This window comes from Niallia sp. Kr1 (assembly GCF_050389805.1).
GTDB lineage: Bacteria > Bacillota > Bacilli > Bacillales > Cytobacillaceae > Bacillus_BD.
On the sequence record NZ_CP130945.1, the window covers coordinates 549,347 to 570,454 of the forward strand.

A 21,108-nucleotide genomic window follows, 5' to 3' on the forward strand; every position below is an offset into this window, starting at 1 on the left:
TTGGAATTAACTCCAACGTCAAATAGCGGTTTGAAGCGAAGGAGTTGGAAGTATTTATTTTCAAAAAATAATGTTGCTATATTGCCAAAAATGAAAAAATGCTATATCCTTATTATGGATATAGGGTTAATGCTCTGTTCTAATCGTTAATTAGAGAGAAATCATTCAACTTAAATGGTAACGAATTCTAGAAGCATCGCTAGACTTTAAAGCCACAATAAGAAGTAGGGTCACCTGCTCTTATTGTGGTTTTTTGTATTAAATGAAGAAAGGGGAATCTGCCTTATAGTTATGCATGAGACTGAACGAAAAAGTGTTCTTTTAAAAGTACATAGAGATACGAATTTGGATAAAGACTTCTCGATTCTATCTAAAAGATATGATGCGTTTATAGTAATTAATTTGCAAGGGAAAATTGAATATGCTAGCCACGCTTGTGAATCATTATTGGGATATTCAAGGGAATCTTTAGAATTATTAGCATTAAATAAACTGTTTATCTCAGACTTTTTAGATCAAAAGCATACCTTTTTTAAAGGCAGAGAACAGGAAAAACTGGATGATTTTGATGTGCAGGTACAATGGTCGGATGGAAGTATCTCCAATGTTCATGTGACTTCAATTCCTATATTTTTTGAGAAGGATTGTATCGGATCGTATCTAGTCTTAAAGAATCGTACATCGATAAAACAAACGATAGAACGTGAAAAAGAGTATCAATTCTTAATAGATCATGTAACCTGCTTATCGGAAAAACAAGCTACTACCGAACAGCTTGCATCTGGAATTGTACATGAGATTCGCGATCCTATTATAATCATGAAGGGCTTTTTGCAATTGTACATGGCAGACAACAATCCAAAAGGGATCTATTTAGAAGTCATTCAATCTGAAATTGATCGAATAGAAGGAATTCTAAACGAATTAGATGATCATAAAGCTAAGTGAAATGATGAAAGATCAAATCTTCAAATAGAGTAGGTTGGTACTTTAATAGCATCACTGGTCAGCCATCATATGATAAAGAAACAAAAAGGAGAACTAAACATAGTAAGTGAATCGATTGGAACCTCTATTTATGCAAAATCGCCACCCTATTCGTAAAATTGGAATTATTCTATCTACGGTAATTTTCTGCTGTGGGAGTTGTTAACTTGTAAAAATAATGTTAAGATTATATCTGTCTAATGTCATGTCGTCATTAGATAGAGACTAGATGATGAAGAGTAATAAAATTTTAATATATTCATTGTGATGGTAAATAGTAGAAACTATTTTTATATAGTCGTCTTAACTGTGGCCTAACTTCTTTTTTGAGAAGTTAGGCCTTTTTATTTTTTTAAGGAGGATTTGAATTGAATGGTTGTAGTACAAGAAGATTTACTGGCTGTTAACAGTTCTTTCAGTAAAATCATCAAGCGAGGGATTGGAAAAGGTCCAGAAAACTGTTATACAGTGCTAAATGCAAATCAACTATATGTTTATATACGTAATTTTATGACACCTGCAGAAGAAATTTTAATGAACCAAAAGGAATATAATTTAGTAATGAAATATCGGTCTGCTGTTATATCCGCTTTGTCTAATGAATTATTAAAAGATGCCTCGCAATTGTTAGAAATTTCCTTCGATTCTATGTATCAAGATTGGAACTTTCATACAAACTCAGGTGTTTTACTATTAGTTAATAATCGACCTCATCCTGATATAAAGCTAGATGAAAATTTTAATAGGAAGTTATTTCAATTAATTCGAATGGTAGGCTCCCAGTTCCATAAAACTCCAAGCGAGTTCAAAGTCATTAAGTATACCGAGAATAGCTGTGCAATTGAATCTAAAGAAATCATGTTTCCATTGGAACGCTTGCTTATAAAAAAAGGAAACGAAGACCTATTATTAACCCATACTAGAGAAATTAAAAAAGGATATATTCAGCATAAAAGATTATTTGAAGACCTATTTAATCGATCGATTGAGGATATATATATGATGTGGGATTGCAATCAAAGCAAACACTATTTGATTTTTAGCTTTAAGAGACCTACTCCCTAATAGTAAAAGTTCAACTTCCTGGACATGATAAGGTGTGAAGCTCGGGTGAAACACGGGGACGGTTCTGATGTTCCAAAGCGTGAGAACTGTCCCCGTTTTTCAGTAAACCGGAAAAGGAAGACGAATCATGTTTGATTATACGGTTGTTACTGATCATAATGTTGAAGAAGCCATTCAAAGCTTGGAGGAAAGCTTAAAGGCAGAAAAATTTGGGGTTTTGTGGAAGTTTGATATTAAGGAAAAACTTCAGCAAAATGGGTTGGATTTTACAAAAGAGTTCAAAGTTCTGGAAGTATGCAATCCACAAGAAGCTTACCGGATATTAAATGAAAATGAAATGGCCGGCTATTTTTTACCATGTAAAATAGTGGTGTATGAAGATCAAGGACAAACGAAAATTGGTCTGCCCAAACCTTCTGCACTAATCAGTCTTTTAAATAACGAAAAATTGAAGGAATTTGCTAAGGACATTGAAGATCGGCTAATTGGATGTATAAAAAATAGTGTGTAACATAATAAACAAACTGAAATGCTAAAAAAGGTAGGAGCTCGATTCATTCGTCGTGCTCTTTTTCGATTTTATTGAAACATGGGGCCGGTTCTGATGTCTCAAAAAACATACTATATGTTATTCAAATAGATTTTAAAAAGGTCAAAACCAAAACAAAAATGAAACGCTAGAACCGTCCCCCTGTTTCAGAATTATACAGTTGACAAAATACCCTTGTGGGTATAATATGAGGTTATCAATTGATTCTTTAATTGATGGAGGTTAGAAATGACAATTTTTACTAGTAAAGGAAAATGCCTTAGAAGTCGAGGCGAATGGTTAAGGAGGTAGAAACATGAACTATAATGATCAAATGAAAAACAGGGTAAAACGCATTGAAGGGCAGTTAAGAGGAATTTTAAGAATGATGGAAGAAAATAAGGAATGCAAGGACGTCATTACTCAGTTGTCTGCAGCTAGAACGGCGATAGACCGTACCATTGGGGTTGTCGTAAGTGCTAATTTAGTAGAATGTGTTCAAAAAGATTCCGAGCAGGATAATTTAAGCACGGAAGAGTTAGTAAAAGAAGCTGTTAATCTATTAGTAAAAAGCCGATAAAAAAGTATTGACACTTTTTTTTATTTAAATTACACTATACCGATAGTGGTAACGGTATTATAAACAAATAGGAGGAATGAAATCATGAATATAGTGAAAGTATTAGATGCGAAAGGTTTAGCTTGTCCAATGCCTATTGTGAGAACAAAAAAAGCCATGGATGAATTACAAACTGGTGAGATTTTAGAAGTTTATGCAACAGATAAAGGTGCAAAAAGTGATCTTACCGCATGGGCTAAATCTGGTGGACATGGGTTGCTGAAATCCGAAGTGGAAAATGATATTTTAAAATTTTGGATTAAAAAGGGATAAATTTTTTTACCTCTTTATATACCCATACTGGTACATGTAATTACAAATGTTATTGGAGGTCCTTATGGCAGAGAAAAAAAAGACAACGATTATCTTATTTAGCGGGGATTATGATAAAGCAATGGCGGCATATATCATTGCAAATGGAGCTGCTGCTTATGATCACGAAGTAACGATTTTTCATACATTTTGGGGATTAAACGCCCTTCGAAAAGATGAAAGCATCCAAGTGAAGAAAGGGTTTATGGAAAAAATGTTTGGCAAAATGATGCCAAGAGGCGTAGATAAAATGGGTCTTTCCAAAATGAATTTTGCCGGCTTCGGTCCTAAAATGATTAAGGAAGTAATGAAAAAACACAACGCAGTGCCTCTTCCACAATTAATCGAGATGGCTCAGGAACAGGATATAAAATTAGTAGCTTGTACAATGACAATGGATTTATTAGGTCTACAAAAAGAGGAATTGCTAGAAACAATCGAATATGCTGGAGTTGCAGCCTATTTAGCAGATGCTCAAGAAGGAAATGTTAATCTGTTTATCTAGAAACCAGAGGGGAGGATGATCCCCTTATACAACAGGAGGAACAAGACTTGGAATATGTGAATTATGTAATCATTGCACTTTTTCTTTTCCTATTGATCCAACGTATAGTGCCAACAAAGGGTGTTAGACATATATCAACAGCGCAATTGAAAGATGAATTAAAAGATAAAAATAAGCAATTTGTTGATGTCCGATCACCTGGAGAGTATAAGGGCAAACATATTAGAGAATTTCAAAATATGCCACTTCATCAACTTGCTCAAAAGTGTGAAAAAGAACTATCAAAGGATAAAGAAGTAGTAGTGATTTGTCAAAGTGGAATGAGAAGTCAAAAGGCTAGTAAGATTCTAAAAAAATCTGGATTTACAAAAGTAACGAATGTCAAAGGCGGCATGAGCGCCTGGAGTTAAAATAAAAGGAGGACCATACAAATGAAAGAAATGACAGCAAAAGAGGTAGAAACATTATTAAATGAAGGTAAGACGTTAAATATCATTGATGTGCGTGAAGTAGACGAAGTAGCAGGCGGAAAGATTCCAGGAGCGGTCAACATTCCTTTAGGGTTAGTAGAGTTTCGTATGCATGAATTAGATAAAGCAACAGAATATATTATGGTTTGTCGTTCAGGAGCTAGAAGTGGTAGAGCAACGCAATTTCTTGAAGCCTATGGACTTAACGTGATTAATATGGCTGGAGGAATGCTTTCTTGGGAAAGTAAGATTGAATAAATTTTTTTAGATACTTTTATACCCTATTAGGTATAATGGGAGGAGATTTAATGGAAATCGTGAAAGCGAATGTAGTGTTAGATGCAAAAGGATTAGCATGTCCAATGCCGATTGTGAAAACCAAAAAGGCGATAAGCACTTTAGAGTCTGGGCAAGTATTAGAATTTCAAGCGACAGATAAAGGTTCGAAATCAGATCTAAAAGCATGGGCCCAAAGCTCAGGTCATCAATATTTAGGAACAATCGAAGAGGGTGAAGTGCTAAAGCATTTTCTTCGTAAATCTTCTGATGATGAGACACAAGAGAAAAAGCACCCACACATCATTCATAATGATGAGTTAGAAAAAAAACTTGAGAAAAATGAAAACATTGTAGTGTTGGATGTAAGAGAAGTAGCAGAATATGCTTTTAACCATATTCCAAATGCGATCTCTATTCCTTTAGGTGAATTGGAAGACCGTCTAGGTGAATTAAATAATCAAGGTGAAATTTATGTCGTGTGCCGCACCGGTAGCCGTAGCGATCTAGCATCGCAAAAGTTAGCGGAAAAAGGGTTTAGCAATGTGAAGAACGTGGTCCCAGGTATGAGTGAATGGCCTGGTAAAACAACGGGGATTCTTGACTAATGGGAACAAGGATAAAGAATAAGCGGTACATTTAACAGATGATCAATGCCATGGATGAGATTAGAAAAAAGACTTTCTTGAGGAAATTGAAAGTGTATATGCTGTTCCATTATTTCCAAATTGCAAAAGAGGATGGTGTAACACCACCTTTTCTTGAGATATTTTTTAAAAATAAAAAATACTACAGGGGGTAATTTAGTGTGAGTTTAAAAGAGATGACCGCCCAACAACTGGCTGAAAAAGTTTTAAATAAGGAAAATTTATTTATATTGGATGTTCGCAATGAAAGTGATTTTCAGGATTGGAAAGTAGAAGGAAGGAATTTCCATTATGTAAATGTTCCTTATTTCGAGTTAATTGATGGAATTGAACCAATCGTTGATAGAATCCCTAAAGATCTTGATGTCGTAGTGATTTGTGCCAAAGGTGGTTCTTCAGTATTTGTTGGAGAACAATTAGTGGATACAGGATTTGATCGTATTTACACGTTAGAAGACGGAATGCAAGCTTGGAGCCAATACTTAGAAAGAGTAAAGGTTTATGAAGACAATCAGATAAAAGTATTTCAATTTATCCGTGTAGGAAAAGGTTGCTTATCATACATGGTTGTATCGGGTGAGGAAGCTCTCATTGTGGATCCCGCGCGTTTTGTAGATGTTTACGTAAAAGCTGCAGAAGAAGAGGGAGCAAAAATTACGCACATTGTTGATTCTCATTTGCACGCTGATCATATTTCAGGTGGAAATATGCTGGCGGAAATGACAGGGGCCAACTATTACATCATGAAGAGTGAAGGTGCTGTATTTAACTTTGAGGCACTAGAAAATTACCAAAAGATTGAGTTCCAGCAAGTACAGCTTGAGGTCTTAGCGGTCAAAACGCCAGGACATACACCTGGTAGCGTATCATTTTTGGTAAATGATAGACTCTTATTCTCAGGAGATACGATTTTTATTAGTGGGTTAGGTCGTCCTGACCTTGGAAATAAAGTACGTGAATGGGCTAATGATTTATTTAATACCGTTCATAACAAGGTATCAGAAATTGCAGATGATGTCATTGTACTTCCAGGTCACTATGCTGACTTGGATACTGAAATCAACCGTGATGGATATATTGGAGATACACTTGGTCGGATTAGAAAACGCAATGAAAATATGTTTACTGCTACAAAAGATGAATTTCTCAATAGCGTTGAGAAGTCAGCAAGCTCCGTTAAACCGCCAAATTTCGAGGAAATTGTTGCGATTAATCGAGGAGTGGAAAAAGTAGATTCCGAAAAAATGCAAGAGTTGGAAATTGGACCAAACCGTTGTGCAGTCCATCACACTGAATAATAGGAGGTAAATAAATATGAACGTCAATAAAGTACTAGATGCAAAGGGTTTAGCTTGCCCAATGCCAATTGTAAAAAAAAAAAGCAATGAACGAATTAGAAAGTGGTCAAGTTTTGGAAATACATGCTACGGATAAAGGGGCCAAAAATGACCTTGCTGCTTGGGCAAATTCAGGTGGTCACGAATTAGTGAAACATGAAGTGGAGGATGATGTATTCAAGTTTTGGATTAAAAAAGGGTAAGAAAAAAAGGAACCAAATGGGTTCCCTTTCCTTAAAGAGGGAGGAACACAACAATGGATTTTACTTTTATCATTACAATCTTCTTAATTGGCTTTATAGGTTCATATATTTCGGGAATGTTAGGGATTGGTGGTTCCATTATTAAATATCCAATGCTTTTATATATACCACCTCTATTTGGTTTGGCAGCATTTAGTGCCCACGAAGTTTCAGGCATAAGTGCTGTTCAAGTGTTTTTTGCGACAATTGGTGGTGTATGGGCATACCGTAAAGGGGGATATTTAAATAAAACGTTAATTGGGTATATGGGAGCATCCATCTTAATCGGTAGCTTTATCGGTGGTTTTGGTTCGAGGTTAATGACAGAGGGTGGAATTAATTTAGTTTATGGGATTTTAGCATTAATTGCAGCTGTCATGATGTTTGTGCCGAAAAATGGAATTGACGATATTCCGCTAGATCAAGTGAAGTTTAATAAGTGGCTTGCGGCCATCTTAGCCCTAATTGTTGGTGTTGGTTCTGGAATTGTTGGAGCAGCGGGAGCCTTTTTATTAGTTCCTATCATGCTCGTAGTATTAAAAATACCTACTCGTATGACGATCGCTTCATCATTAGCGATTACATTTCTTTCATCCATTGGTGCAACAGTAGGGAAAATTTCAACGGGGCAAGTCGAATTTTTGCCATCCGTCATCATGATTGTTGCAAGTCTAATTGCATCGCCATTAGGTGCAATGGCTGGGAAAAAGGTAAACACTAAGATCTTACAAGTCATTTTAGCCTTTTTAATTTTGGGAACGGCTATTAAGATTTGGATGGATATCCTATAATCTACATTTAATTTTAAAAAGACAAGTGGATAAAAATAAGGATGTGGATTTTTAAATTTAGGAGGAAATGGTATGGTAAAAATAACGCAGGCAGCCATAAACGTAATGACTAACGAAGTGAAAGACCTTATTGAGGAAGGGAAGCAGCCATTCATTCGTTTATCCATGGGGATTGGCTGAGGTGGACCACAGCTTCGTCTGACTCTGGAGGAGTCAGCTTTAGATAGTGATAAAATCACGGAAGAAAGTGGAATTAACTTTATAATAAATAAAAGAGATATGGTTTATTTTGAACATGCAAAAATTGACTATATTAAGACCTTATTTGGGGGCGGACAATTCAAAGTGCTCAAAGTTTAATGACTGATAGGACTGACCATAAGGAGACTATTATGGGGAAAAATATTGAATTGTAGTAATGGTACTTGAGGAAGTAATCGTAAAAAAATCGGTCAAAATTTTTACCACCGATATGACCTGGTTTTTTAATTTGGTTCCTGGTAGGAGTCATAATTTTATTGAAAACTGTATAGACTTGATTGATTAAGAAGTAAATACGATCTTCCATTTTCTCTTAAAATATTGAATAAAATGGAAGATTGGATATATCGATACTTACTTTGCATATGAGAGTGATGATATCAATGGAAGATAAAGCTAAAACATCATTGAATACCGACCAAACCATCGATTCTAAATATATTCAGCAGCATTTAGCCAATGAACGTACATTCTTAGCATGGCTACGAACCGCTATTGCGATTATTGGTGTAGGTTTTCTTGTGACAAATCTACATTTTACAATGAAATCAAGTCTCTCTCCAACCGGAGATTTTCTAGCAAATATCATTGGACTTTCTTCTGTCGGACTAGGGATTCTGACCATCATTATGGCTACAATCGCTTATCTGAAAAAAATTCATGCCATCAACAATCAAACATTTCGCACACCTAAAACAACTATTATTACACTTGGAGTATTTGTCATCATGATCGCCATCGTTTTTGGAATTTATTTTATGATGTTGTAATGTGGGGGCGGTTCTCATATTTCAAGGTGAAACACCGGGACGGTTCTGGTGTTTCAATCGTACATCATTTTACATAAATTGCTTTATGTTGATAAGTTAAACTTCTTGAAGGAAAAAACGTATATAGCAAAAAAAATGAAACGCGGAGAACCGTCCCCGTGTTTCATTCAATTGTCTTTATCGAACCGCCCAAATTTTAGCGTTAACTTTTGCATTCCCATTTGAAGTTATAGTTTCATTCCATTCAACAGTTTGACCAATTGCAGGGGTAGCGCTTAGGATTCCCATTTCATCGTTTCCATCAACACCGTCAGAATCATACACTTCTACGTTAATTGGACTATTCGCTGGAATGTTAACATAGCGATCGTTATAGTGCTCACTGTATTGATTACTGAATGTTGCATCCATTGTCCCCCAAGCCACATTATAAGGAGTATTCGTCGGAACATCGTTTTTCTTCCACAATCGGTCGTCAGATACTCCGTTTCCGTTTACGCGAATTTTTACAAAAATATCGCTTTTACCGCCGAATGGATCGCGATTTTTAAGACTTGTCACACTATGTATTTGAATCCTATGAGAATAATAAGGGTGATTTACATATGTGTGTGAAAAAGAACCGAGTCCATTCAGATGCGTATCCACCATATGGGCGGGATCACTTAAAAAATCGCCGGCGAATGTTGCATTGTCATCGCTATCATCCCAAACCCAAGGCATAGCAGCTGAATCTTTTTGATGTGTGTCTCCATCAAGTTTGCCCCAGCTCCCAAAAGTATGTCCATCCCCTATATCATTTCTACGATCCCAAAATTCATCAAAAGATATAAGGTCATAGCTATATTTGTTTGTGTAGTTTCCTGAAGCATTGTTAACCACATCTGCACGATCACCATAATAATAAACAATTCCATCTCCTCCTGGGGCATCTGATCCATCATAGGCGTAATTGCCGTGACCACCAATAGGGCTTTGTCCGTTCGATTGTATAAACACTTTTGGGTGAGAACCGTTGAACAATACGCCTCCGTCAATGTTGTCAGCCCCAGTTGTAATCGATGGATCATTAGTATATTGATAAAATTGATTATGTGCCACAGTTTCCATTAATTGAAAGGAACCATATGTGGTTCCGTCTTTGCGGATGACAACTAAAACACCCTCTAAGTCGTTCTCATGCTTATCAAACACTGTTGGACCATCATCACGAGGATGATAATTATAATAACCAATAAAATAATGACTCAAAGTTTCTACAACCGAATAATAGATATAGGATTTTAAAGGGTGATTACCTAAATTCTCCCAATTATTGTTACCGACCCAATCCCCATCAAAGTTAAAGTTTGTCACATAGTCAGCGCTATACCCATAAGTATTATTTACATCTTGATAAAACTCGGGTGCCCAATATTCTGCAATTTCTTGCATAGCAGCTGCTTGTGCCTTTTGTGGACTCAATGTGCTAACAAAACTAATAAGTACTATTCCTGTAAGTGCTAAACTTATCATTTTCTTAATCAAGAATATCCCTCCAATAGTAAAAGTGATGTCAGACAGCTATTATTAGAGTATTAGATAAATATAAAGAGAGTATAAACTTTGTATTAAGAATTAAAAATAGTTTGAATAAAAAATATTAACTGTAAAAACGGAAGAACAGCTTTTTAGCAGGAGCCTACATATTCGGGGATAAACAATGCGATGAATATTTGCTTATAATAGGATATATGGGGAAAGGTTTGAAATTATATATCAAAATAGATAGAATGGCAAAAAATCCACTTCAACGAATAACTCACTTTTCAGATTAGAACTCGAGAATTTTATAAGCAGCTATGAAGTATTTTATAGAGGAGAATAAAGGATATGGTGAAAAAGTTACGATACTTACAAGTCAAAGAGGAAATTGAAAAAAGTATCAGAAATAAGGAGCTATTACCTGGTCAAAAGCTAGATTCGGAACCAATGCTTGCAAAAAAGTTTAATGTCAGCAGGTCCACATTACGAGAAGCTATAAGGATGTTACAGAGGGAAGGTCTATTAATCAGCAAAAATGGAGTAGGAACATATGTGAGTACTAAACTGAACTCCATAGAAAATCCTTTAAATCGATTACAAAGTATTGGGGAAATGATTCAAAATGTTGGCTATGAGGCTGGAGAAACGAACATAAAAATCTATCAAATAAATCCAGAAGATGAATGGAAAACAAAATTGCAGTTGGAGGAGTCCCAACAGGTTACGATATTGGAGCGGACAAGAACAGCAGATGGAAATAAAGTTGCTTTTTACTATAATATTTTTCCTCAGCATCTGATTGGGGATGTTTTTAATGATGGATTTTCAGGAGCTATATTTGATGTCTTAGAAAAAGAGGCGAACATTAAAATTTTGTCAGCTTTAACGGAAATTTGTGCAGTAGATCCTTCTATAGAAAGGGATCAAAAGGCTATTGAACTTTTGGGAAATAAGATTATCTTATTAAAACAACTTCACTACAGTAATGCGAATCAGCCAGTATTCTATTCACTAGATTATTTAAATACGAGCATATTTAAATTAACTATTAAACGAGACTAATGGTAGGGAGAGTTTACTAAAGTGACATATACTCTTTCTCTTACTCGTTACAGGAGATGTCTAAAATATCATTTTGGGGCATCTTTTTATTTGCAATTTTTTAAAAATATTTACAGTAAGTTAATCTACCATTTATACATGGTACATAATCATCTACTATTCTTTAGATGTCAGACAGCTGAAAATAGGAGGGATAATTATGAGAAAGCACATCAAATTTGTACCGTTATTATTGACTATGTTATTTATGTTGGCTGCATGTGGAGCTACAGAAGGCAGTGAAGCAGTTTCCGGAGAAGGTAATGAAGATGCAAAAAAAGAAGAAGAACAAACCACTGATCGGTTAGTCGTCTACGCTGCATTAAATGAAGAAGATATCGTAGAAATTGAGAAAAAGTTTGAAGCTGATACAGGGATTGATATGGAGTACATTCGTCTAGGAGGAGCTGGTGAAGCAAGTACAAGAGTACAAGCTGAAAAGGATAATCCGCAAGCAGACATCATGGTGGGTGGATCTGTAGAATTCTATCAACCTCTTGCTGACCAAGGGATTCTAGAAAAATATACATCACCAAATGCCTCTGAAATTGATGACAAGTTTAACGATCCAAATGGTTATTGGCAAGGCTGGTACATGGGTGTACTTGGAATGGTAGTAAACAAAGAAAGATTTGAAGAGGAACTTGCACCAAAAGGTCTGGAAATGCCAAAAACTTGGGATGATTTACTAGATCCTAATTATAAAGGATTATTTCTCTCTTCTAATCCTGCTACAGCAGGTGGCGGATATATTTTCGCAGCTACACAGTTATTCCGTCTTGGAGAGGAAAAGGGCTGGGAATATCTAGAAGGTTTAAATAAAAATGTTCATCATTATACAGCAGGAGCAGTTGACCCCATTAATTTAGTAGCAACTGGTGAGTTTGTTGCAGGTATGTCTTGGGCACATGATATTGTGAAAGTAGCTAAACAGGGCTATCCGATTGAAGTGATTGTTCCAGAGGAAACTGCCTTTGAAATCGGCGGTGCTGGAATTATTAAAGGCGGAGAAAATACGGAAAATGCGAAGAAATTTATTGACTGGTTGCTTACAAAAGAAGTAGGTGAAATGAATACGGAGATTTCGAATCGTTACTCTGTGAGATCAGATGTTGAGCCGCCAAAAGGCATGATTCCAGTTGATGATGTGAAACTAGTTAACTATGACCGTACAAAAGCAGCTGAAATGAAGGAAGATGTAGTAAAACAATTTTCAGAAATGATTGGTCAATAAAAAATTGTATGAAGCCTTCTTTGCCATTACAAAGAAGGTTTTCATTTTTGACTAAAGGGTGTGTATGGATTGACTTCTACTATCATGAGAAATATATCAAGAAATATTTTATTGTACATAGGGATTGGACTGCTATTATTCATACTTTTTACGTTTGTTATTTGGCCGATTCTAAAAGTAGTTAGTTTTGTTCAATTAGAAAACATCTCGGAACTTTTTACAAATTCACGCTGGTCCCAAGCTGCTTTAAATTCATTGTTTATGACCGTGATATCTACTCTGTCTTGTACATTTGTTGCATTTATTTTTGCATACACAATTGCTAGATTAGAAGTCCCGTTTAAAAGGTTGTTCAAGTTTATCACGATCCTCCCCATTGTTTCACCACCGTTTATTGTTGGAATGTCTTACATCTTGTTGTTTGGAAGACAAGGGATTGTGTCAAAGCAGTTATTGAATTTGAATGTTGATGTGTATGGCTGGCATGGGCTTTGGCTTGTCCAAACCATTACTTTTTTCCCGTATGCCTATACCGTTATATATGGTGTATTAAAAAGAAGTTCACCAAGCCTAGAATATGCTGCTTATAATATGGGATCCACGCATTGGCAAGTTTTTAAAAAGATTGTTCTTCCACTAAGCAAGCCGGGAATCGCAGGGGGAGCATTAATTGCAGCTATGAGTATATTAGCGGACTTTGGTAATCCAATGGTTATCGGTGGGAACTTTACAGTTTTATCAACCGAAGCATATATGCAAATGATTGGCTGGTTTGATTTACCTTCAGCAGCCATCCTATCGACGACTCTTTTAATTCCTGCACTGTGTTTATTTATATTGAATAGGAAGTTAGTTGGCAATCGCTCCTATACGACCGTGACGGGAAAGGAATCATATACAAATCATTATCCAATACCTTCCTATATAAAATGGAGCCTTTTTTCTTTTTGTATGTTTATTACTGTGATTGTGTTGTTGGTATATGGTGTTTTATTTTTGGGTGCTTTTACAACAACTTGGGGCTTTAACTGGTCACTAACATTTTCAAATATTGACTATGTTTTTTCAAAAAGTAGGGAAATAACAAATAGTATTCAATTTGCCGTTTATTCATCGTTATTAGCTGGCTTATTCTCGTTTCCACTTGCATTCATTGTGCAAAGGAAGAAGATCGGAATACATCGCTTTATCGATTTTCTTTCCGTACTTCCAGGTGCCATTCCTGGTGTCTTCCTTGGATTAGGGTATGCTATTGCATTTAATTCTGAACCTCTTATGCTAACGGGAACAGCTGTGATTATAGTTGCTGCTTTAACCTTATGGAATTTACCAACATTTTATAGCACTCTCTTAGCTGGACTCCAACAGATTAGTCACTCTTTAGAAGAGGCATCTCAAAATTTAGGTGGAAACAGTGGAAGAACTTTTCGGCATGTCTTGCTGCCATTATTAAAAGGCTCCTTTGTTTTAGGGATGGTTGTAACGTTTTTAAGGTCGGTAACGTGCTTGAGTGTCATTGTGTTCATCTATTCTGCAGAAACCTCTGTTGGTACGGTGTCTATTTTAGGTCTTGTTTCAAATGGTGAGTGGGGAAAAGCATCAGCATTTACGGTAGTCCTGATATCCATTGCTTTTGCTGTCTTAGGGTTATCACAACTTTTCTTAAGAAATAAAGGAAATTCTAACGATTATTAGTGGAGGCCTCTATGAATACAGAAGAGATCATTATAAAAGTTGAAAATTTATCTAAGAGATTCGGGAATTATTTAGCAATTGATCATATATCATTAGATATCCCAAAAGGAAGCTTTCTAACATTATTAGGACCAAGTGGTTGTGGAAAAACGACTCTACTGCGACTAATTGCTGGGTTTTATGAGCCGGATGGTGGAACGATTTATTTTGAAGAGAAGAAGTTAAATGATCTCCCTGCATATAAGCGTGATACACCACTAGTATTTCAAGAGTATGCACTGTTTCCACATTTGAATGTTTACGAGAATATCGCTTATGGTCTGAAATTGAAAAAAACACCTAAAAAGGAGATACAGCAACGGGTCGGTTCAATGTTGAAAATGTTTGGGTTAATTGGGATGGAGAATCGCTTTCCGAAAGAGTTGAGTGGTGGTCAACAACAAAGGGTCGCATTTGCTAGGGCATTAGTCATGGGCAAAAACGTTTTATTAATGGATGAACCTTTGAGTAATTTAGATGCGAAGATGAGGGTTGAAGTTAGGAATGAGTTACGTGCGTTGCAACAGCAGTTTGGTTTTACCGCTATTTTTGTGACACATGATCAGGACGAGGCTTTATCAATCTCTGATCGAATTGCAGTATTTAATAAAGGTAGGATTTGTCAGGTCGGTACTCCAGCAGAAATTTATTTTAAACCAAAAACAAAGTTTGTCGCAGATTTTGTCGGGACTGCCAATTTTGTTGAAGGGGTAGTCATTGAGTTCGACGATCTGTTTATTAAGGTAAAGTCTAATGAGTCCGTGATCACTGTGCCCCAAAAAGATTATGATGTAAAAATTGGTGAAGAAGTCATCCTCGTTGTCCGACCAGAGTGTATCTCCATTTCAAGAGAAGACGATATTCAACGTAATCAATTAGACGGAGTAAAGGGAAACATTGTGAAAAGCAGCTTTCTTGGACGGATGATTCGGTATTGGGTAAAAGTCGATGATTCGATGCAATGGATCGTAGATGATTTTAATCCGAAAACAGCTGGTCATCTTGAGGGGCAGATCACAATGACGTTAGATCAATCAAAAGTACATCTAATTAAAAAAGAGGATGAATAAACGGCTAAAATAGGAGGCTGTAAATGTGAAGGCAAATGTTAACTTTCTAAATGTTGGGTGGGGAGATTCTCATATCATTCAGCTACCGTCTGGAAAGATTACGTTAATGGATGGAGGAGATGGAGCTCTAACAGATGAACAAGACCATCCTTTGAAATGGATGAATCGAAATCAGATTAATCATTTGGATTTAATGATTCTTACTCATCTGCATGAAGACCATCTTAATGGTTTAGTAGACATTGTGAAACAAAAAAGTGTACATACGGCGATTCTTCCCTATAAACCTTTTAATCTACCAAATATACAAGAGGTTCATTTCAATGGAAATGAGGGAGCGCAACGAGTATTCAATATGTTGAAAAGGTATTTAGATTTTATTGCGTTGTTGGAAGAGCAAGGGACAACAATAAAGTGGCGAAGTGAATATGCAACAAAAGAGGATTCTGTTGTTTGGTCCGAAAATGGATTTGTCCTAACTCATATTTACCCATGGGAAGGTGACCCACTGCCCGCCTATCATACTCTCCAAGAATTTTTAGTAGGACTAGAATCTATTTCCGATAAGGAGATTGCTGCTTTAGAACATTTTTTTATAAAGTCAAATGATGATTGCTCTGTATATCGACTATTAGTAGACTCAAATCCGGATGAAAATATTCTTTTCGGAGGAGATCAGCTAGAAAAGGGATGGAAATTATTGGCTTCACGTACCTCATTGAAAAGTCAAATTTGGAAGGTTTCTCATCACGGAATGAAAGATGCTTTTACAAAAGAGGTACTCGAACTAATTCAGCCAGAATACTGTGTGATCCCTATTAGTGAAGATCGATCTTCATTTTTGCACACTCACTGGGATGAACTTCGTTTATTGACTGAAGCTCCTTTTTATTTAACTGGAAGTATACATAATGGAGATTCTTTTCAGCTATTCGATGGGAAGTCATTAAACGTTCAAATAGGATATTAGCTCATTTGTAAGTCTAATAGAGAGAGGGAAGTAAATGAATCATGTAGATGAGAATGTCAATATACTTTTAAATTCGGCTATTCAATATGTTAAAGATGCAGGAGAATGGCTTATCGATCTTATGGATAAACCCATTCATATGAAAGAAAAAATAAATCAATCAGATCTTGTAACTGAGGTTGATGTAAAAATCGAGGAATACTTGTGCGGATTAATTCGTGAAGATTATCCGAGTCACTGGATCTTATCTGAAGAAGATAGTCATAAAGAACATATTAATAATTTGATTCAGCCGCCTGAAGGGTATGGGTGGATTATTGATCCAATTGATGGGACTACAAACTTTATTCATCGAATTCCTCATTTTGCCATTTCTGTCGGGATTGTCAAGGACGGTTTTCCTGTTTGTGGAGTTGTGTATAATCCTTTGAAAAAGGACTTATACTCAGCCCAAATCAATGGGGGTGCCTTTTTAAACGGGGAAAGGATACAAGTTGGAGCGGAAAAGGAAATAAGCGAATCCTTGCTGGCGACAGGGTTTCCTGCTTATGATTGGAAGCCTAATTCTGATTTAATGAAACATATTGAAAAAATTGTTGGAAAAGCTAGGAGTATCAGAATCATTGGTGCTGCAAGTCTTGATCTATGTATGGTAGCTACTGGGGCACTAACGGGTTTCTTTCATGATGGGTTGCATCCATGGGATGTCGCAGCAGGAATTATCATTCTTCAAGAAGCAGGTGGACTGGTTACGAATCGTGAGGGAAATGAGTATCAATTAGGCGAACATACATTAGTGGCGTCGAATAAACGGATACATGAAGCGTTAGTATCAGTGCTCAACAACTGAACGCAAGACTAAAGTGTCGGGAAACCACCGAAAAAATGAAACACCGGGGCGGTTCTAATGTTTCAAAAGAACATAAAAAATTAATTTTCTATAAGTCAGTTAGGTTTCTTTGGCGTTTAAAACCCTAATGAGCAAAAATGAACCCCCAAGAACCACCCCAATGTTTTACCATTAAAACTTTAACCTAATCGCATGGATTAGGTTTTTTTATATATAAATCAGTTGTTATGCCATTCTTAGAAACATATTTTGGGAGCATAGGGAACTTTCTTTGTAGTGCCTCTTAGGTTGTTAAAACATAATAGCAAAAAATGAAACGCGGAGAACCGTCCCCGTGTTTCATGTAACTTACCAATCTTATGGTGCACCTTAGCTGAATTCGATTGAGTCGTATTGATAATTCATTTAAACTCAAACATGAAGGAACGAATAATGATGGGAGGTGTTGACATGAAAATTACCGTAGAGCATGTTCTTACAGGTGAAAATGAGATTATCGTAAAATGTCAACAACTTGATTCAGAAATGCAAGAAATTCTTGAGTATCTCAAAAAGTCGATCAAACTGATTGCAGCCAAAAAGGATGAGGAGACGTTTTTGCTTCAGCCGCATGAAATTTACTATGTAGATTCAGTCGATAATAAAACATTTATATACACAAAGGATACCGTATTAGAATCAAAAGATTCATTGCTGTATCTCGAAACCCACTATTCTAATTTGGGACTCGTTCGGATTGGAAAATCCCAGTTAGCCAATCTCCATCATATTAAAACATTAAAGAGTATGATGAACAGCCGGATACAGATTACACTCGAGAGTGGGGACCGGCTCGTTGTATCAAGGCATTATGTTCCTGCCTTTAAAAATAGACTTGGAATAGAACATTGATGGGAGGGATTTAAATGAAAAAGAAATGGCAAGATTTTTATTTATTTATGTTTGATGTAAAGACAACGGGATGTATATATTTTGTAGCGTTTGTTTTTTTCTATTTTGTATTTGGGGTCATAAACGATCGTTATTGGGTCACACTTGATTTTTGGACCTCTATGCAAATAATGTTAGCCTGTCTTCTTATTGGAGTTGGTCAGGGGATCTTTCTTCCGAAAAATCATTTATCGCTACCTAGAATTATTATATGGGCAGTTTGGGCACTCTTGGTAACAGTTGGTTTTTCTGAAGGATTTCAATGGTTTCAAATGTATCCACGATGGTATAGCTTTGGATTTTATAGTATTATAGCCATTTCATTTTTTTTCTTTTGGGTGGCACTTAATTGGCGTCTAGAACGAGAAACGAAAGAATTGAATCATGCTCTTGTTAAATATAAAAAAAATGAGCTTGGATGAGAGGTGGATAGACCATGGTAACCATACAAATAAACCATTTGAAGAAAAATTATCGAAAACATCTAGCTGTTGAAGATGTATCTTTTTCCGTAAAGGAGGGGGAAATCTTTGGTTTCGTCGGTCCTAATGGTGCGGGAAAGTCGACAACCATTAAAATGTTGCTGAATTTTATTTTTCCTAGTGGCGGTCATGCAACAATATGTGGCAAAGATGTCGTAAAGGAAAGTGACGAGATTAAAAGATTCACAGGATATATTCCTAGTGATGTACGATTTTACGAGCATATGACAGTAAGGGAACTCATGAATGCCAGCAATCGGTTTTATGATCATTCCTATCAGGAAGAAGCCGAACGCCTTAGTAAACTGTTTGAACTGGACTATACAAAAAAGTTCTATGAATTATCGATGGGAAATAAAAAGAAGACAGCCATCGTTTGTGCGCTGGCAGCAAGACCTAGGGTTATTATTTTAGATGAGCCAACCAATGGACTTGACCCAATGATGCAGAAACGATTATTTACTGAATTAAAAAGGCAAGCGGAGAGTGGGGTGTCAATCCTTCTATCAAGTCACAATCTGGGGGAAGTCCAGGAATATTGTGATCGAGTGGCTTTTATCAAAAATGGGAAAATTCTTGCTGTAACGGATTTAAAGGAAATACGTCATCCTCATAAAATTGTAACTACTTGGGGAGGAGGTCAGGGTATTGACCATCCCAACATAAAGCTGTTGGATCACAAGGACGATAAACGTGTCTATCGCTTCCAAGGTGGCAGTGATATACTCCTTCAGTTATTACGCGATGCTAATCTAGAAGATTTTACAGTTGAAAATGAGAGTTTAGAAGAGCAGTTTATGGATCTATACGGAAAGGATGAGCCGCAATGAATGTGTTTCGTTTAGAGTTAAAAAATACATGGAAAAGTACATTGAAATGGACCATTGCTCTTAGCGGCATTACCTTTATCCTCCTTGCCTTTTTTCCTTCGATGCAAACGGAGTCTATGAAAGAACTGGCAGGAGCCAAAATGGAGGGGGTGGATCCCGCGTTACTTGAAGCCCTTGGGTTAGCAGAATTAACAGATTTTACGGTGGTCACGAACTATTTTGGGTATGTTCTTCAATACTTGACGTTAGCCATCATGGTGTTTGTTTCGCAAATAGCAGTGAATTCTCTGATAAAAGAGGAAACGGATGGAACGATTGAGTTTCTTTACAGCAAACCGATTTCAAGAAGTACATTGCTTTGGCAGAAGCTGGTGGCCAATGTCCTTTCGTTTCTAATGATGTTACTGATTCTATTCTTTGTCACGTTTATTGGTTATCTTTCCTTTAGCGATTTTAATCTTGTAGAGAGTATAAAGGAAGTGGGTGCCTTATATGGTGCTATTTTCTATATAGGGCTTGTGTTTATGGCTATAGGTATGCTTCTGTCTGTTCTATTAAAAAGTAGTAAAGGTTCGGCTGGAATGGTCATGGCCGTTGTATTTGGTACTTTTATTTTGGGGATTTTAGGTACAGTAGTCGACGACTTACAATTTTTAACTTATATATCCCCAATGGACTGGATTAAAACCCAGAAATTATTGACTGATGGCATCTTAATAGAAGAATGGCTGATGGGGGTTTTGGTCATTGTTCTTTGTCTAATTTCTGCCCATGAGAGATATAAAAGAAAAGACTTACGCTGTTAAACACGTTGGGGGCATCAGTACCGCGTACCGCGTACCACCACTTTTTTTGATTAAGAGTGTTCTCAGTCTGTTAGTGGAACACCGGGGCGGTTCTGATGTTTCAAAAGAATATAAATAAAATTATTCCACAAAAAGCTATGCTTATTTGGTGGTCAAAATCCGAATTAGAAAAAACGAAACGCCGAGAACCGTCCCCGTGTTTCAGGAAACTGGGTAACTACGTAAGAATGATAAGGAGTGTGCCATCTTTTTTGCGAAATTTAAGGGGGGCTCAACGGATTGAATGTGGATATAAAGGACGACAGGGTTTGTAAATAACCAATGATTATGTAAAGCACTCACAATCAATCCCTGTTGGACAACCGAATACATAAATCTAGGAATCTCTTCTTGTAAAATAGCAATTTCAGCCAAGTTTAAAGCATTTCCATTTTGATCAAGGGATTCAAATGAGATTCCTACCGGTAAAGCTGAACTACTCTGATAGTCTTGAATCAGCACCTTAAAATTGCGGTGTAACGATACGGAACAACTACCTTGATGGACGTTACTTTTCCCTTTAAGGATTCTAGCAAATTGTTCACAAATGTAATCGAAATTATTCATTAAAACTCCCTCCCTTCACTAATAAAATGTATGTTATTGGACATTGCTATATGTTCAAAGGTGCTCTTACGTTATCTTGCAATTTTCCGCCTTTGGGTATTTCCCTCAGGGGAGTAAAATAATTCCTATTTTTAGGAATAACGTATTAGCAATAGGAAAT

The 21,108-nt window shown here is 36.4% G+C and carries 24 protein-coding genes and 1 pseudogene; 23 read left to right on the plus strand and 2 right to left on the minus strand.

The features are described from left to right. Positions 1 to 291: 291 nt before the first annotated feature. From Q5760_RS02700 to Q5760_RS02760, 13 genes and pseudogenes are all read left to right on the plus strand, one after another. On the plus strand, positions 292 to 948 hold the full coding sequence (locus tag Q5760_RS02700; protein WP_428910742.1) for a PAS domain S-box protein: 657 nt from the start codon (positions 292 to 294) through the stop codon (positions 946 to 948). 411 nt (positions 949 to 1,359) lie between these two features. Next, entirely contained in the window at positions 1,360 to 2,052 is a 693-nt protein-coding gene (locus tag Q5760_RS02705) for a Na-translocating system protein MpsC family protein (RefSeq protein ID WP_428910743.1), read from the plus strand. 127 nt (positions 2,053 to 2,179) lie between these two features. After that, entirely contained in the window at positions 2,180 to 2,563 is a 384-nt protein-coding gene (locus Q5760_RS02710; protein ID WP_428910744.1) for a DUF302 domain-containing protein, read from the plus strand. 334 nt (positions 2,564 to 2,897) lie between these two features. Further along, the gene (locus Q5760_RS02715) at positions 2,898 to 3,161 is read left to right on the plus strand and encodes a metal-sensitive transcriptional regulator (RefSeq protein WP_428910745.1); all 264 of its coding nucleotides are present in this window, start codon (positions 2,898 to 2,900) and stop codon (positions 3,159 to 3,161) included. Between the two features lie 84 nt (positions 3,162 to 3,245). Further along, positions 3,246 to 3,473, plus strand: a complete 228-nt coding sequence (locus tag Q5760_RS02720; RefSeq protein ID WP_428910746.1) for a sulfurtransferase TusA family protein — start codon at positions 3,246 to 3,248, stop codon at positions 3,471 to 3,473. Positions 3,474 to 3,537: 64 nt separating this feature from the next. Continuing rightward, entirely contained in the window at positions 3,538 to 4,017 is a 480-nt protein-coding gene (locus Q5760_RS02725; RefSeq protein WP_428910747.1) for a DsrE/DsrF/DrsH-like family protein, read from the plus strand. 47 nt (positions 4,018 to 4,064) lie between these two features. Next, positions 4,065 to 4,427 carry a rhodanese-like domain-containing protein gene (locus Q5760_RS02730; protein ID WP_428910748.1) on the plus strand — a complete coding sequence of 121 codons (363 nt, stop codon included), beginning with the start codon at positions 4,065 to 4,067 and terminating at the stop codon, positions 4,425 to 4,427. Positions 4,428 to 4,448: 21 nt separating this feature from the next. Further along, complete coding sequence (locus tag Q5760_RS02735) at positions 4,449 to 4,745, plus strand: rhodanese-like domain-containing protein (RefSeq protein ID WP_428910749.1); 297 nt, start codon at positions 4,449 to 4,451, stop codon at positions 4,743 to 4,745. 50 nt (positions 4,746 to 4,795) lie between these two features. Further along, the gene (locus tag Q5760_RS02740; protein ID WP_428910750.1) at positions 4,796 to 5,371 is read left to right on the plus strand and encodes a sulfurtransferase TusA family protein; all 576 of its coding nucleotides are present in this window, start codon (positions 4,796 to 4,798) and stop codon (positions 5,369 to 5,371) included. Positions 5,372 to 5,586: 215 nt separating this feature from the next. Continuing rightward, entirely contained in the window at positions 5,587 to 6,708 is a 1,122-nt protein-coding gene (locus Q5760_RS02745; RefSeq protein ID WP_428912477.1) for an MBL fold metallo-hydrolase, read from the plus strand. A gap of 16 nt (positions 6,709 to 6,724) precedes the next feature. Continuing rightward, positions 6,725 to 6,950, plus strand: a pseudogene (locus Q5760_RS02750) (sulfurtransferase TusA family protein). A gap of 53 nt (positions 6,951 to 7,003) precedes the next feature. Next, entirely contained in the window at positions 7,004 to 7,780 is a 777-nt protein-coding gene (locus Q5760_RS02755; protein ID WP_428910751.1) for a sulfite exporter TauE/SafE family protein, read from the plus strand. A 635-nt stretch (positions 7,781 to 8,415) separates the two neighbouring features. Continuing rightward, entirely contained in the window at positions 8,416 to 8,811 is a 396-nt protein-coding gene (locus Q5760_RS02760; RefSeq protein ID WP_428912478.1) for a YidH family protein, read from the plus strand. A 177-nt stretch (positions 8,812 to 8,988) separates the two neighbouring features. Here the strand turns inward: Q5760_RS02760 and Q5760_RS02765 are convergent, their stop codons facing one another. Then, on the minus strand, positions 8,989 to 10,338 hold the full coding sequence (locus Q5760_RS02765; protein WP_428910752.1) for a C2 domain-containing protein: 1,350 nt from the start codon (positions 10,336 to 10,338) through the stop codon (positions 8,989 to 8,991). 345 nt (positions 10,339 to 10,683) lie between these two features. Here Q5760_RS02765 and Q5760_RS02770 point away from each other — a divergent pair, with 345 nt between their 5' ends. From Q5760_RS02770 to Q5760_RS02815, 10 genes are all read left to right on the plus strand, one after another. Beyond that, complete coding sequence (locus Q5760_RS02770; protein WP_428910753.1) at positions 10,684 to 11,397, plus strand: GntR family transcriptional regulator; 714 nt, start codon at positions 10,684 to 10,686, stop codon at positions 11,395 to 11,397. Between the two features lie 199 nt (positions 11,398 to 11,596). Then, complete coding sequence (locus Q5760_RS02775; protein ID WP_428910754.1) at positions 11,597 to 12,670, plus strand: ABC transporter substrate-binding protein; 1,074 nt, start codon at positions 11,597 to 11,599, stop codon at positions 12,668 to 12,670. Positions 12,671 to 12,754: 84 nt separating this feature from the next. Further along, entirely contained in the window at positions 12,755 to 14,365 is a 1,611-nt protein-coding gene (locus Q5760_RS02780) for an ABC transporter permease (RefSeq protein ID WP_428910755.1), read from the plus strand. Between the two features lie 11 nt (positions 14,366 to 14,376). Further along, on the plus strand, positions 14,377 to 15,474 hold the full coding sequence (locus tag Q5760_RS02785; RefSeq protein WP_428910756.1) for an ABC transporter ATP-binding protein: 1,098 nt from the start codon (positions 14,377 to 14,379) through the stop codon (positions 15,472 to 15,474). 25 nt (positions 15,475 to 15,499) lie between these two features. Continuing rightward, on the plus strand, positions 15,500 to 16,444 hold the full coding sequence (locus tag Q5760_RS02790) for a ComEC/Rec2 family competence protein (RefSeq protein ID WP_428910757.1): 945 nt from the start codon (positions 15,500 to 15,502) through the stop codon (positions 16,442 to 16,444). Positions 16,445 to 16,478: 34 nt separating this feature from the next. Continuing rightward, complete coding sequence (locus tag Q5760_RS02795) at positions 16,479 to 17,294, plus strand: inositol monophosphatase family protein (RefSeq protein ID WP_428910758.1); 816 nt, start codon at positions 16,479 to 16,481, stop codon at positions 17,292 to 17,294. Positions 17,295 to 17,744: 450 nt separating this feature from the next. After that, positions 17,745 to 18,185 carry a LytTR family DNA-binding domain-containing protein gene (locus tag Q5760_RS02800; RefSeq protein ID WP_428910759.1) on the plus strand — a complete coding sequence of 147 codons (441 nt, stop codon included), beginning with the start codon at positions 17,745 to 17,747 and terminating at the stop codon, positions 18,183 to 18,185. A gap of 14 nt (positions 18,186 to 18,199) precedes the next feature. Then, complete coding sequence (locus Q5760_RS02805) at positions 18,200 to 18,646, plus strand: hypothetical protein (RefSeq protein ID WP_428910760.1); 447 nt, start codon at positions 18,200 to 18,202, stop codon at positions 18,644 to 18,646. Between the two features lie 14 nt (positions 18,647 to 18,660). Then, complete coding sequence (locus Q5760_RS02810; protein WP_428910761.1) at positions 18,661 to 19,536, plus strand: ABC transporter ATP-binding protein; 876 nt, start codon at positions 18,661 to 18,663, stop codon at positions 19,534 to 19,536. After that, the gene (locus Q5760_RS02815) at positions 19,533 to 20,342 is read left to right on the plus strand and encodes an ABC transporter permease subunit (RefSeq protein WP_428910762.1); all 810 of its coding nucleotides are present in this window, start codon (positions 19,533 to 19,535) and stop codon (positions 20,340 to 20,342) included. The genes Q5760_RS02810 and Q5760_RS02815 overlap by 4 nt, the downstream gene beginning before the upstream one ends. 201 nt (positions 20,343 to 20,543) lie before the next feature. On the opposite strand, the gene Q5760_RS02820 is transcribed toward Q5760_RS02815, so the two are convergent. Continuing rightward, positions 20,544 to 20,948, minus strand: coding sequence for a DUF1259 domain-containing protein (locus Q5760_RS02820; RefSeq protein WP_428910763.1), 405 nt, complete (start codon positions 20,946 to 20,948; stop codon positions 20,544 to 20,546). Positions 20,949 to 21,108: the final 160 nt, after the last annotated feature.

What these genes read in the sequence shown, in the direction of transcription:
- Q5760_RS02700 (WP_428910742.1), top strand. Translation starts at nt 292, where the DNA reads ATGCATGAGACTGAACGAAAAAGTGTTCTTTTAAAAGTACATAGAGAT.
- Q5760_RS02705 (WP_428910743.1), top strand. Translation starts at nt 1,360, where the DNA reads ATGGTTGTAGTACAAGAAGATTTACTGGCTGTTAACAGTTCTTTCAGT.
- Q5760_RS02710 (WP_428910744.1), top strand. Translation starts at nt 2,180, where the DNA reads ATGTTTGATTATACGGTTGTTACTGATCATAATGTTGAAGAAGCCATT.
- Q5760_RS02715 (WP_428910745.1), top strand. Translation starts at nt 2,898, where the DNA reads ATGAACTATAATGATCAAATGAAAAACAGGGTAAAACGCATTGAAGGG.
- Q5760_RS02720 (WP_428910746.1), top strand. Translation starts at nt 3,246, where the DNA reads ATGAATATAGTGAAAGTATTAGATGCGAAAGGTTTAGCTTGTCCAATG.
- Q5760_RS02725 (WP_428910747.1), top strand. Translation starts at nt 3,538, where the DNA reads ATGGCAGAGAAAAAAAAGACAACGATTATCTTATTTAGCGGGGATTAT.
- Q5760_RS02735 (WP_428910749.1), top strand. Translation starts at nt 4,449, where the DNA reads ATGAAAGAAATGACAGCAAAAGAGGTAGAAACATTATTAAATGAAGGT.
- Q5760_RS02740 (WP_428910750.1), top strand. Translation starts at nt 4,796, where the DNA reads ATGGAAATCGTGAAAGCGAATGTAGTGTTAGATGCAAAAGGATTAGCA.
- Q5760_RS02745 (WP_428912477.1), top strand. Translation starts at nt 5,587, where the DNA reads ATGACCGCCCAACAACTGGCTGAAAAAGTTTTAAATAAGGAAAATTTA.
- Q5760_RS02755 (WP_428910751.1), top strand. Translation starts at nt 7,004, where the DNA reads ATGGATTTTACTTTTATCATTACAATCTTCTTAATTGGCTTTATAGGT.
- Q5760_RS02760 (WP_428912478.1), top strand. Translation starts at nt 8,416, where the DNA reads ATGATATCAATGGAAGATAAAGCTAAAACATCATTGAATACCGACCAA.
- Q5760_RS02770 (WP_428910753.1), top strand. Translation starts at nt 10,684, where the DNA reads ATGGTGAAAAAGTTACGATACTTACAAGTCAAAGAGGAAATTGAAAAA.
- Q5760_RS02775 (WP_428910754.1), top strand. Translation starts at nt 11,597, where the DNA reads ATGAGAAAGCACATCAAATTTGTACCGTTATTATTGACTATGTTATTT.
- Q5760_RS02780 (WP_428910755.1), top strand. Translation starts at nt 12,755, where the DNA reads ATGAGAAATATATCAAGAAATATTTTATTGTACATAGGGATTGGACTG.
- Q5760_RS02785 (WP_428910756.1), top strand. Translation starts at nt 14,377, where the DNA reads ATGAATACAGAAGAGATCATTATAAAAGTTGAAAATTTATCTAAGAGA.
- Q5760_RS02795 (WP_428910758.1), top strand. Translation starts at nt 16,479, where the DNA reads ATGAATCATGTAGATGAGAATGTCAATATACTTTTAAATTCGGCTATT.
- Q5760_RS02800 (WP_428910759.1), top strand. Translation starts at nt 17,745, where the DNA reads ATGAAAATTACCGTAGAGCATGTTCTTACAGGTGAAAATGAGATTATC.
- Q5760_RS02805 (WP_428910760.1), top strand. Translation starts at nt 18,200, where the DNA reads ATGAAAAAGAAATGGCAAGATTTTTATTTATTTATGTTTGATGTAAAG.
- Q5760_RS02810 (WP_428910761.1), top strand. Translation starts at nt 18,661, where the DNA reads ATGGTAACCATACAAATAAACCATTTGAAGAAAAATTATCGAAAACAT.
- Q5760_RS02815 (WP_428910762.1), top strand. Translation starts at nt 19,533, where the DNA reads ATGAATGTGTTTCGTTTAGAGTTAAAAAATACATGGAAAAGTACATTG.
- Q5760_RS02820 (WP_428910763.1), bottom strand. Translation starts at nt 20,948, where the DNA reads ATGAATAATTTCGATTACATTTGTGAACAATTTGCTAGAATCCTTAAA.